Source organism: Faecalibacterium prausnitzii, assembly GCF_003287405.1.
GTDB classification, from domain to species: domain Bacteria; phylum Bacillota; class Clostridia; order Oscillospirales; family Ruminococcaceae; genus Faecalibacterium; species Faecalibacterium intestinale.
Genome location: NZ_PRLD01000001.1, coordinates 241,067 through 250,223, shown reverse-complemented (window position 1 = coordinate 250,223; position 9,157 = coordinate 241,067). Strand labels below are relative to the sequence as shown.

At 49.8% G+C, this 9,157-nt stretch carries 19 protein-coding genes; 14 read left to right on the top strand and 5 right to left on the bottom strand.

From position 1 onward, the window contains the following. Positions 1-39: 39 nt before the first annotated feature. Both C4N24_RS01340 and C4N24_RS01335 read right to left on the bottom strand, forming a co-directional pair. Positions 40-1,152: a site-specific integrase gene (locus C4N24_RS01340; RefSeq protein WP_112090002.1), complete on the bottom strand. Its 1,113-nt coding sequence runs from the start codon at positions 1,150-1,152 to the stop codon at positions 40-42. A 63-nt stretch (positions 1,153-1,215) separates the two neighbouring features. Further along, positions 1,216-2,241 carry a DUF4236 domain-containing protein gene (locus C4N24_RS01335; RefSeq protein WP_112090001.1) on the bottom strand — a complete coding sequence of 342 codons (1,026 nt, stop codon included), beginning with the start codon at positions 2,239-2,241 and terminating at the stop codon, positions 1,216-1,218. Between the two features lie 129 nt (positions 2,242-2,370). On the opposite strand from C4N24_RS01335, the gene C4N24_RS15745 reads away from it, so the two are divergent. After that, complete coding sequence (locus C4N24_RS15745) at positions 2,371-2,502, top strand: hypothetical protein (protein ID WP_263290509.1); 132 nt, start codon at positions 2,371-2,373, stop codon at positions 2,500-2,502. Between the two features lie 27 nt (positions 2,503-2,529). Here C4N24_RS15745 and C4N24_RS01330 read toward each other — a convergent pair whose 3' ends face one another. Then, the gene (locus tag C4N24_RS01330) at positions 2,530-2,877 is read right to left on the bottom strand and encodes a helix-turn-helix domain-containing protein (protein WP_112090000.1); all 348 of its coding nucleotides are present in this window, start codon (positions 2,875-2,877) and stop codon (positions 2,530-2,532) included. Positions 2,878-3,030: 153 nt separating this feature from the next. Between C4N24_RS01330 and C4N24_RS01325 the strand changes: the two genes are divergently transcribed. The 4 genes from C4N24_RS01325 to C4N24_RS01310 are packed head-to-tail and all read left to right on the top strand — an operon-like array spanning position 3,031 to position 4,529. Continuing rightward, positions 3,031-3,270: a hypothetical protein gene (locus C4N24_RS01325; RefSeq protein ID WP_112089999.1), complete on the top strand. Its 240-nt coding sequence runs from the start codon at positions 3,031-3,033 to the stop codon at positions 3,268-3,270. Between the two features lie 13 nt (positions 3,271-3,283). Then, positions 3,284-3,871, top strand: coding sequence for a hypothetical protein (locus tag C4N24_RS01320; RefSeq protein WP_112089998.1), 588 nt, complete (start codon positions 3,284-3,286; stop codon positions 3,869-3,871). Positions 3,872-3,923: 52 nt separating this feature from the next. Then, the gene (locus C4N24_RS01315; protein WP_112089997.1) at positions 3,924-4,151 is read left to right on the top strand and encodes a hypothetical protein; all 228 of its coding nucleotides are present in this window, start codon (positions 3,924-3,926) and stop codon (positions 4,149-4,151) included. Positions 4,152-4,154: 3 nt separating this feature from the next. Beyond that, the gene (locus tag C4N24_RS01310; RefSeq protein WP_112089996.1) at positions 4,155-4,529 is read left to right on the top strand and encodes a DUF3846 domain-containing protein; all 375 of its coding nucleotides are present in this window, start codon (positions 4,155-4,157) and stop codon (positions 4,527-4,529) included. A gap of 304 nt (positions 4,530-4,833) precedes the next feature. Here C4N24_RS01310 and C4N24_RS01305 read toward each other — a convergent pair whose 3' ends face one another. Beyond that, positions 4,834-5,103, bottom strand: coding sequence for a helix-turn-helix domain-containing protein (locus C4N24_RS01305; RefSeq protein ID WP_181573028.1), 270 nt, complete (start codon positions 5,101-5,103; stop codon positions 4,834-4,836). A gap of 111 nt (positions 5,104-5,214) precedes the next feature. On the opposite strand from C4N24_RS01305, the gene C4N24_RS15235 reads away from it, so the two are divergent. The 7 genes from C4N24_RS15235 (at position 5,215) to C4N24_RS01275 (ending at position 7,565) form a co-directional block, all read left to right on the top strand. Next, a complete protein-coding gene (locus tag C4N24_RS15235; protein ID WP_181573027.1) occupies positions 5,215-5,370 on the top strand; it encodes a hypothetical protein in 156 nt (51 codons plus the stop codon). A gap of 3 nt (positions 5,371-5,373) precedes the next feature. Next, on the top strand, positions 5,374-5,694 hold the full coding sequence (locus tag C4N24_RS01300) for a hypothetical protein (protein WP_112089994.1): 321 nt from the start codon (positions 5,374-5,376) through the stop codon (positions 5,692-5,694). A gap of 21 nt (positions 5,695-5,715) precedes the next feature. Then, on the top strand, positions 5,716-6,114 hold the full coding sequence (locus tag C4N24_RS01295; RefSeq protein WP_112089993.1) for a hypothetical protein: 399 nt from the start codon (positions 5,716-5,718) through the stop codon (positions 6,112-6,114). Positions 6,115-6,134: 20 nt separating this feature from the next. Next, positions 6,135-6,359: a hypothetical protein gene (locus C4N24_RS01290; RefSeq protein WP_112089992.1), complete on the top strand. Its 225-nt coding sequence runs from the start codon at positions 6,135-6,137 to the stop codon at positions 6,357-6,359. A gap of 103 nt (positions 6,360-6,462) precedes the next feature. Next, a complete protein-coding gene (locus C4N24_RS01285) occupies positions 6,463-6,999 on the top strand; it encodes a helix-turn-helix domain-containing protein (RefSeq protein WP_112089991.1) in 537 nt (178 codons plus the stop codon). A 27-nt stretch (positions 7,000-7,026) separates the two neighbouring features. Then, entirely contained in the window at positions 7,027-7,362 is a 336-nt protein-coding gene (locus tag C4N24_RS01280; protein WP_112089990.1) for a YodL domain-containing protein, read from the top strand. Further along, a complete protein-coding gene (locus tag C4N24_RS01275) occupies positions 7,362-7,565 on the top strand; it encodes a hypothetical protein (protein ID WP_112089989.1) in 204 nt (67 codons plus the stop codon). Before C4N24_RS01280 ends, C4N24_RS01275 begins: the two co-directional genes overlap by 1 nt. Positions 7,566-7,686: 121 nt before the next feature. On the opposite strand, the gene C4N24_RS01270 is transcribed toward C4N24_RS01275, so the two are convergent. Continuing rightward, positions 7,687-7,998, bottom strand: a complete 312-nt coding sequence (locus tag C4N24_RS01270; protein WP_181573026.1) for a helix-turn-helix domain-containing protein — start codon at positions 7,996-7,998, stop codon at positions 7,687-7,689. 400 nt (positions 7,999-8,398) lie between these two features. On the opposite strand from C4N24_RS01270, the gene C4N24_RS01265 reads away from it, so the two are divergent. Together C4N24_RS01265 and C4N24_RS01260 are read left to right on the top strand one after the other, a co-directional pair. After that, positions 8,399-8,611, top strand: coding sequence for a helix-turn-helix domain-containing protein (locus C4N24_RS01265; protein ID WP_112089987.1), 213 nt, complete (start codon positions 8,399-8,401; stop codon positions 8,609-8,611). A 39-nt stretch (positions 8,612-8,650) separates the two neighbouring features. After that, on the top strand, positions 8,651-9,100 hold the full coding sequence (locus C4N24_RS01260) for a helix-turn-helix domain-containing protein (RefSeq protein WP_112089986.1): 450 nt from the start codon (positions 8,651-8,653) through the stop codon (positions 9,098-9,100). Positions 9,101-9,157: the final 57 nt, after the last annotated feature.

Here is a 9,157-nt window from a genome sequence, read left to right as displayed (position 1 = left end):
GACATCATAAAACGAGCTGTGACATCATTTGTTTTCGGCTTAGACGAGTGGCATCAAATCGGATTCATCCTTGGAGGAAGAGGAAGTACTGAGAGTTTCCAGCCTTGACACGAGTTCCTGCTGCTTATTGGGGTACAGATGGGCGTATGTCCGCATGACAACAGGAACAGTATCCCCGATCCGCTTGGCCACCAGAACAATAGAGTACCCAAGTTCGATACAGAGAGAAACGTGGCTGTGCCGAAGATCGTGGACACGAATGTCCGGCAGATAGGTTATCTGGGTGCAGCGGGTCAATTCTTTGTTGAGGGCTGTACAGGTCATGTAAAATACCCGGTCATCTGGGGTCAGGCCGTATAGTTTAGAACAGTAGGTACGAAATTCTTCTGCCAGCCAATGGGGGATAGGCACATTTCTGTTGCCGCCCTTTTTGCTATTCTTGGTGGGGCCGAGAATGTCTTGACCCTTTTTCCGGTGATAAGTTTTATAGATTCGCAACTGGTCATCATCAGTCAGGTCTTTCGGCAGCAGCGCCAACATTTCACCTTCACGGCATCCTGTCCAGAATAGAATATCAAATGCCAGAAGATAGGCCTCATTGCGAAATTCTTTTCGTAAAATCTCGTACTGGTCTTTTGTGATGATAAGCATTTCACCGGCGATAGAGGACCCCATGTAGCCGGCTGCATCGCACGGATTGAATTGCAGACCGTAGAATGTCTGGGCATAGTTAAAGAGGGCAGTCAACTGTGCATGAATGGTATAGAGATACGTTTCAGCATACGGCAGACCAGTGGCTTCGCCCATCTCCTTGACCCGCTGTTGCCAGTCTCGAATGTCCAGGGCTGTGATTTCGTTCATTTTCCGATTTCCGAGAAGCGGAACAATTTTGGTGTCAAAAATATTTCGCTTAGTGTCCATTGTGGTGCCACGGACATGATGCTCCCGGTCGTTGAAGTATAACTCCACAAAGCTGGCAAGTGTCATATCACAGCTTTTGGCTTTCTGCAGATGAAATTCCCGCTCCCACTCCTGCGCTTCGCGGCGGGTTTTGAAGCCGCGCTTGCGCTTTTGCTTCTGCGCTCCGGTGAAATCAGTATATCGAAACTGGCAATACCAAGTTCCCGTTTTTTCGTCTTTATAGCAGGGCATAGAATATACCTCCTGAAGAGTTTATAAATCCCCGACCATTTTTATAATGGCCGGGGTCTTTTTTTATTGTGGAAGAATTGCCTTGAACTGGTCTACGTTGTCGGAATTGCTAAGCAGAAAATAAATATTTAGTCCGCTGTCAGAGCGGATGCGCAGCCTGCCGTATTCGCAGACAAGGCATTTCTTGTTGTTCTTATAGCGTCGGTCGGGGGAACCATCGGCATTGACCCGGAGCCAAGTTTCTTTGACCACCTTGCTATCCGCCGGTAGATGCTCCTGATCCGTGACACAGTTGACAGAATCGACATTGAAAGAGACCTCCGAAAGGTCGTATGCGCTGATTTTGCTATTGTGGAGATAGAACACCTTATCCGGGAAAATATAAATGGACTCCTTCTTATTCAGAGCGGCCGAAAAAACAGGCACATTTGTTCTGAGAAAATAGGGGAGTGCAGGCATTCCGAGAGCTTTTTCTTCGGATACGGTTTTCTCGGCACCGCCATTCTTTTTTGCGCTGCTGTTGGTGTGGGTTTCGGGTACATAGAAAACGGTATCACAGGCAAATAATTTACGCCAGGCGTTATACCATTCTTCGTAGGCATCAAACTGTTCATCGGTGAAGTCGTATTCCAAATTTACAGGAGCAATATAGTGGGCATAGAGAAATACGATGAATGACAAAATGGTCAGGAAAAGCCGCTGCGGTGTATGAAGAACGATGAAAGCGAGCAGGCCGATAGCCCCAACGATAAGTGAGGCTTTATTGAGAAAGCAAACCCGGTTGATTCGCTTCATAAGCGCCTTGAAGTCGGAATCTTTATAGTCTGCGCGGTCGGTAGATTGAATAACTTCCGTATCTGTATATGGTTCTTCTTTTAGAGCGCTTTTTCGTGCAGATTTATAAATGGATTCCTCGGTCGAATAACTCAGTCCGGTTCCCGGGATGGAGGCGGTTTGCCGGATTTTTCCGTTCGCTGTTTTGGTGATTCGATACCCGGGAACACCCCATGAGTATCCAACACCGCTACCAGAAATATTGATGCGGAACCCACCACCAAGCCGAATGCTTTTTCTATACCTGAATCCCATATCACACCATAACCTTTCCTGTTATTTTATCACGAGCATTGGTATATGTTTCCAAAAGCTGGAAATGCAAAGTACAGATGTCATACTCTTTCAATGGCCTATCTGTAAGCCGGGAAGGAGTGATGGCACATGGCAGCATCGGATGAACACCCGAAGCACGGAGAAGTGCTGGATGAAGTTCTGCGGGACGAAATCAAGGATTTACCCCCTGAACAGATCCGGCAGGTGCTTGAGTACATCGGGCAGCTGAAGGAGCAGTAACGCATCCTTCAGCATGGGCAGGCTCCCTTATTGGGGGTCTGCCTTTTGTTCTGCATCCAGAAATTTCAGGAAGCGAACGTATTCTATAACCTTTAGCATTTCATCATCGGCCAGGCTCTGAACGCTGTCTAAAAGCTGCTGCTGTAAGGCGTTCTTAACACTTGACTCCGGTACGTCTACCTCTCCGCGAAGATAGGCGACAGATACCCCATAAAGGTCTGCAATGGCTGCTAGGTCCGAGTCGGTAGGGGCGGCTTTGCCGTCTTTCCAACCTGCAATTAGAGAACGGCTCTTTCCACATAGGCGCGCTATAAAAGCGCCTGATGTGCCATAGTGTTCGGTCAGATCGACGATGCGTTGTACTGTAACCGTCATACGTTTTACCAGCTTTCTTCTAAGAATCTTGTGCACGGTGCTGAAATCTAACAAATGTTTGCTTTGCGGTCTTGTCCTCTAACAAGTGTTGGATTATTATATAATCACAATCAAACATTTGTTAGATTGCAAGAGCCAATGGAGGACAGGACAATGAGAACAGTAAAATACAGCGAATTGAGCCGGGCGATGCATGATTTCACAAAGCAGATTGACACGCTGGATGAGTGCATCGAAGTTGGCTTGGTTTCAGGCGAAAAGGTGCAGATTAGCATTTCGGCTAGCTGCCCGGAAGCAACCCCGGAGAGAGTAGCAGAGTTCGCAAAGCATCTGTCTGAAGTTGCAGTGGCGGCAAAGAACTTTAAATACGCCGGTTGTACAATTGTTCGATAAGGAGGATTCGATTATGACGTATGCAGACATCAACAAAATGTTCACCGCTGAGGTAAGCAAGTACTTGGCGCGTGGATATCACTTCAACGCAGCGAGCATGAGTGGGAGCCAAGGTGAAACTGCCAAGGTTGATCTGACCAACGGCACGGAGATAATTCGAGTTCTGCTTCGAACCTTTTCCGATGGCTGGGATAAGCAGGGAACGGAACTGTTTGTTGGCCGTGTGGCCGAGAAAGAGAATGTACGTCGGGATGTGGCTTACTGCGTCAACACGATTTGGAATAACCGTCTGGAGCCGGTCAGCAGCCAGCGCTTCTACGAAGTGAATGGATATGGAGATTCCAACAAGTTCTATGGCACAGAAGCGGATGCGGAAGCCGTTAGCAAGGTACGGATGCGCCGCTATGCACAATGCCCGAGCCGCCAGAATAAGGACATGACCAACGCCCAAACCATCAAGATTGCCGTTCCGTTCATTCGCCGGAAACTGGGCATCAAGAACGTGGATAAGAGCCGCATTGAGGTATTCCGCACGCCGGATTACCGGTACATCATCAGCTATCGCGGCACTGGGTACCAGCTGAACAGAAAGGAGGACTGAACCACAGTAACATGACCGGAACCAACACGTTTGAAACACAGGAGGATTGACTATGTATTGCAACAAGTTTTTTAAGACCGAGGATGAAGCCAAAGCGTTCCAGAAGTCCCACGGCGGGGCTCTGTACAAGAACGTCAAGCGGAGTCGCACCCGGGAATCGTACCGGGTGGAAGCCGCAATGGCTGTGCAGGGCGGCTGGATGCACGGCACTGATCTGGATGCACACCCGTACTGCGTGGCATGGAATGGCGAACCGCTGAAAGCAAGAAAGGAGAATTAAGCCATGAAAGCACTGAAAATTGAGCCGGGCAAAGCCCCGGAACGCATTAACATTGCCAACGAACTTGCAAGCCTGCAGAGCCTCGTAGGCGGCTATATTGAGGTGATTTACCCGGATGAACGCCGCCCGGTCGGCCTGATCTGCAATGAGGAGGGCAAGTGCTGCGGGCTTGAACTGAACCGGGCGTTGTACAAGAATGGTAAGCCCTACGACATCATTGCCGGCACGTTCTTGGTAGTTGGGCTCTCGGCAGAGGACTTCGCGGATCTGCGGGAAGAAGATGCAGCCTATTTCGAGAAGCTGTTTCGCTCACCGGAAAAGTTTCAGCGATTCGCCGGGAGGCTCGTTATCTCCAAGGTGGTTCCTGGCGGGGTGTAAACCCCGCCTTTTTCAAAAACCGAAAAAACCGAATGGGTTTCTTCGGTTACGTTCGCTTTTTTGGGTTTTGAAAAACACGAACATAAAAGTGAAATTCAAGGTCGAAAAGTCAAATTTGAAGGTCAAATATCAAAATTGAATTCAAAATAGTTCTTGATAAATCGATTGTTTTTCTAAATGTGCATGAAATGTGAAAACCCATTGGGTTTTTTAAAAACCGAAAAAACCCATCTTCTTAAGAAAAGAAGAAGAAAAAGAATAAGAAGATATGAAGACTATCGTCTTCATAACGCGCGGGCGCGCGTTATAAGGCTGATGACGAGGACGAATCCAATTGATGAAGAACAGGATCATCGGTGCGGCCAAGCAGGTAGTCAACGGAACAGTCCAGTTTGTCCGCAAGCAGCATGAGTGTTTTTCCAGACGGAGGATCTTCTGCATTCTTCCAGCGCGTGACAGCTCCAGATGAGATGCCAAGCTCTTTGGCAAGCGGATTTGGCTTTGTTCCGCGGATTTCGCACATCCGATAAAAACGTTCCCAAAACAACAAATAGAACACCACCTTTTTGTGCAAAAGCATGAATCTCACAAAAATGAGAATATCGTATTGATATCTCACTTTTGTGAGATTATAATATATCTAACAAATGATTCATTCACCTGTTAGACAGAAAGGAAAAACAACATGGAGAGATTTGTAGCACCCATGGCTACATGGGAAATCGTGGGCGGCGACCTGCCGCCTGTCCGGGTTCGTGCCCGGACGTTCGATGAAGCACTTGCAAAGGCAAGGCTTCGCGATCCCGGCTATTGTGCCGGATGGGTCGTTGAGGAGGGCTGAACCATGGAAATCAAAAACGTGCACTGCGAGAAGCAAGCGCTGGAGCTTTTCAGGATGATGCCGGACAACAAGAAGTCATCTCTCCACAATGCGTTGAGCCGAAACCTTGAGTTTACCACTTCTTGGGGACTGGAACTTGGCGAACTCCGTGCTTATCAGAACGGTGTTTACATCACTCTCCAAGGTACGCGCTGCAGTTTTTCCGTGTATGCAGAGTTGGTGAACGGAAAGCCTGTTTTCAAGCGCAAGCCCCCTGAAAGCAAGCTCAGCCTGAAATTCAGAAGCGGCCTGCTGTTCGATGCTGGAGACTTCAACGAATTCTAAACAATATTGGAGGACAAGACAATGTTTAAGATCACCGACGCCGAGAAGCTGAGAGACGCTTACACCCTGCTGGCATTCATCCGGGACGACGTTCCCACCACCGTCGAACAGAAGTCCGGCATGGCCGCCTTTATGGTCAGCATCAAGAAGGAGATCCGGGCCTACAACAACCGCCCGGCACCTGACAGCCGCATTGTCGAGGAGCGCGGCATTGATGGCTACATTGAGCTGGTGCAGCTCCCGAACGAACTGGACAAGGCCAGCAAGACCGATGCGGCCGAGTGGTTCCGGGAAAACCGCTACTACGAGTTTTACCCGACGGCCTATGACTGCTCTGGGCAGCGCTTCACAAACTGGTACAAGCTGCACCGCCGCTGCGGGCACTGGTTCGCATATCATTCGGTCAGCCTTGACGTTTAATCAAATTGGAGGTCTGAACGATGAAAAAGATTGCAAACAAGTCCATTCCACTTTTTCAGCTGGAAGAGAGCCATTTGGAGAGCAAGTACCGCAGCGAGGGCTTCACGTATATGATCGTCAACGGCTATGAAGTCCGCTGGCCGAGGTGGGAGAACTTCGTGGCTGCGCTTGAAGATCGTACAGCGGAGTTCTTTCTCCCCGGTGGGACATGGGAGACACTGGGCGATGAAAGACCGGACTACTAAGACCCCGCCTGATGATGGCCGCCGGTATCGGCCGAAACCATTTTCGTGGCATCACGAAGATGGTCGCGGGAACCAACACCGCAAGCTAAAGGAGGTGACAAGAATGTCGATAGGTAAACAAATCAAGGCGATGCGCAAGATTCGAGGGCTGACGCAAAAAGAACTTGCCGAAAAATGCAGCATGGCTGATTCGGCAGTGCGGAAATACGAGTCGGGAAAGATCGTTCCGAAAATCGAAATGCTAAAAAGAATAGCAGATGCACTTGAAATGCCGGTTGGTGCGTTTCTTCCATCCATGGGGCTAGGAGAGAGCACCGGCAGCAGAATCAAGATTGCGAGGGAACGCCAAGGCGTGACACAAGCGGAACTGGCCGAGAAAATGGGCGTAACGCCGCAGTCTATTAGCCAGTACGAACGAAATATCATAAATCCAAAGCCGGAGACCATCAAAAAGTTTGCCGATGCCTTGGGCGTTGATGCTCGCTGGTTGGAAGTTGGGGAATACGAGGACAACAGCTTGTCCGGAGAGGAACAGCAGCTTCTTCGCTATTTCAGAATCATGTCCCCCGAAGGGCAGCATGTTGCGCTTGAGCGCATGGATGAACTTTCCCAGCATCCGAGATACAAAAAAGACTTTTGACCTCAAGACACAGAAAGGACAATCAACATGAAGTATGAGATCTACCAGCTGAAAGAGGACACCATGGAGCAGGTAAAACTGCGGTTCATGGCATCCGATCAGGCCGCACAGCTGGGCGGCATCCACCGGGAGAACTACCGCCGGGTATACGGCGGTGAGATTCCGTCTGTCCCGGAAGTGGTCAGGATGCTTCTTCGCCTGTTCGCACTCTTCAACGGGTCGAATCGACCCGTTGATTTCTCTGGCCACAGCATGAGCGTGTCCGATATCGTGCGGCTCACCGAGAATGGTGCATCCAGCTGGTGGTACTGCGACCCCTACGGCTGGATGGAACTGAATGGGGAAGAATGGGGGCAGATCTGATGCGTCACTACACAAAAGCGGAGTGGCGCAAGATCCCAGAGTCCTACAAGGGACGTTGGGAAGCGTCTCCGTACAACCTTGAACGAGTGAAGCGGGGCGAACTGCCAGCTGAGTACATCGGCAAACGGACAACCATCGTCAATGACGAGCATCGCGGTACGGTGCTTATCACCGAGGGCGCGCACTTCGTCATTGATGGCTGATTTCGCCAAATCGAACAAACGTCCACAAAGAAGCGATTTGAGCCGCATATCCTGCCGGACGGCAAATTCCATGCGGGAGAATAGAAAACGCAAAATAGAGCCATCGGAGCGGCTCTGAGCATTATTTCCGCTGGCTCAGAATGAACTGAAGGAAATCTGTAACCTTTTGGCGTTCTTCATCTGTTAACTCCATACGCTGCACAGCGGGGTCAACGGTGCGGCCCATGAGGAAGTCCATGGAGCAGTCCAAGTAGTCAGCGATGCGCGCCAGACTGTCGGCGGCAATCATGCGACCGGTTCGCAAGTTGGAAAGAACGCCTTTGCTCATTCCGAGTTCGGCGTACATATCCTTCAGCTGGATATTGCGTGCCTTTGCCTGAATTTTGATGTTTTCCGCAAGGGCGATAGAATCATACAAATTTTCGGTTGTCATTTTGTGTATCCTCACAAAATCCATCAATTGATGCTCAAACAGCTTGAAACGTTGCAATTGATGGATTATAATACACTTGTACAGAACAAATGTTAAGTGAAAGGGTACAGCGCTTACCATTCAGCGCGTTCCCCCAGAACCTCTCAGCAAAGGGGTTCATTCGTACCACGCAATACGAACCATGAACGTTGACCTCCTAAAGACAAGCGCCGCTGCAAAGCATAGCGGACAACAGCCGCAAGTTGGATGCTGTGCAGTTATAGCGCCGCTCCCATGACAGCTTCGCTTAACGACAGGGGAACGCGTTGAATGGTGGGTACTGGCTCTTTCATTTTATCAGAAATCTAACAAGTGTTCAATACACTTGTTAGATAAATCTTTGTTAGGAAGGAGAAAAAGCATGAAAAAGACTACGATGCCGGATTGGTGCGTGGCTGTCAAGAAGGCCATGATCGACCATGACGATATGACCGTTACGGAACTGGCAAAGGAAACGGGCTTTTCTCGCTCGCATATCAGCCAAGTCGTCAATGGTGTGCTGGTGCCGTCCGAGAACGTCCAGGGCGCAATCGAAAAGTGCCTGAACATCAGCGGGGTGGCGTACCGGAGCTAACCTACATCTCAAGTATACCAGAAAGGACGGCGTGAAAAAATGGCGATTGAAAGCCAGAATATTTACAAAAATGCGCGGAAATCTGCTGGTTTTACGCAGGAAAAAGCATCGCAGCTTTTGAACGTGTCGGTTGACAGCCTGCGGGACTATGAGCAGAGCCAGCGTCCAGTGCCCAGCGATGTAGCGAGCGCCATGTGTGACGTGTATCAAGCCCCATATCTGGCCGTGCAGCATCTGCGGTTGACATCAGATCTCGGCAAACGGGTCGTGCCTGAGATCCAGTTGAAAGACCTGCCGGAAGCTGTGCTGGGCGTTCTGGCGGCGGTTCAGCGCTTCTGTGCAAAGCGGGAGGCAATGGTAGAAATCGCCGCAGATGGCCAGATCGCTGAGAGCGAGCAAGCCGAATGGGACGAAATCATGTGCTTGGCCAACGACCTGAATGTGGCAATGAACAATATGCGTTTTTCGAAAGGAGGACGGCAGTCGTGAGCAAAGAGTCGTATTTCATCGGTTGTGCAGAGGTTGCGGAACTGGTTGGCTGTGGCA

Coding starts and splice junctions, on each gene's coding strand:
- C4N24_RS01285 (WP_112089991.1), top strand. CDS start 6,463: ATGTCGATAGGTAAACAAATCAAGGCGATGCGCAAGATTCGAGGGCTG.
- C4N24_RS01290 (WP_112089992.1), top strand. CDS start 6,135: ATGAAAAAGATTGCAAACAAGTCCATTCCACTTTTTCAGCTGGAAGAG.
- C4N24_RS01270 (WP_181573026.1), bottom strand. CDS start 7,998: ATGACAACCGAAAATTTGTATGATTCTATCGCCCTTGCGGAAAACATC.
- C4N24_RS01260 (WP_112089986.1), top strand. CDS start 8,651: ATGGCGATTGAAAGCCAGAATATTTACAAAAATGCGCGGAAATCTGCT.
- C4N24_RS01325 (WP_112089999.1), top strand. CDS start 3,031: ATGAGAACAGTAAAATACAGCGAATTGAGCCGGGCGATGCATGATTTC.
- C4N24_RS01335 (WP_112090001.1), bottom strand. CDS start 2,241: ATGGGATTCAGGTATAGAAAAAGCATTCGGCTTGGTGGTGGGTTCCGC.
- C4N24_RS01315 (WP_112089997.1), top strand. CDS start 3,924: ATGTATTGCAACAAGTTTTTTAAGACCGAGGATGAAGCCAAAGCGTTC.
- C4N24_RS01320 (WP_112089998.1), top strand. CDS start 3,284: ATGACGTATGCAGACATCAACAAAATGTTCACCGCTGAGGTAAGCAAG.
- C4N24_RS15745 (WP_263290509.1), top strand. CDS start 2,371: ATGGCAGCATCGGATGAACACCCGAAGCACGGAGAAGTGCTGGATGAA.
- C4N24_RS01300 (WP_112089994.1), top strand. CDS start 5,374: ATGGAAATCAAAAACGTGCACTGCGAGAAGCAAGCGCTGGAGCTTTTC.
- C4N24_RS01310 (WP_112089996.1), top strand. CDS start 4,155: ATGAAAGCACTGAAAATTGAGCCGGGCAAAGCCCCGGAACGCATTAAC.
- C4N24_RS01275 (WP_112089989.1), top strand. CDS start 7,362: ATGCGTCACTACACAAAAGCGGAGTGGCGCAAGATCCCAGAGTCCTAC.
- C4N24_RS01330 (WP_112090000.1), bottom strand. CDS start 2,877: ATGACGGTTACAGTACAACGCATCGTCGATCTGACCGAACACTATGGC.
- C4N24_RS01295 (WP_112089993.1), top strand. CDS start 5,716: ATGTTTAAGATCACCGACGCCGAGAAGCTGAGAGACGCTTACACCCTG.
- C4N24_RS01265 (WP_112089987.1), top strand. CDS start 8,399: ATGAAAAAGACTACGATGCCGGATTGGTGCGTGGCTGTCAAGAAGGCC.
- C4N24_RS15235 (WP_181573027.1), top strand. CDS start 5,215: ATGGAGAGATTTGTAGCACCCATGGCTACATGGGAAATCGTGGGCGGC.
- C4N24_RS01340 (WP_112090002.1), bottom strand. CDS start 1,152: ATGCCCTGCTATAAAGACGAAAAAACGGGAACTTGGTATTGCCAGTTT.
- C4N24_RS01280 (WP_112089990.1), top strand. CDS start 7,027: ATGAAGTATGAGATCTACCAGCTGAAAGAGGACACCATGGAGCAGGTA.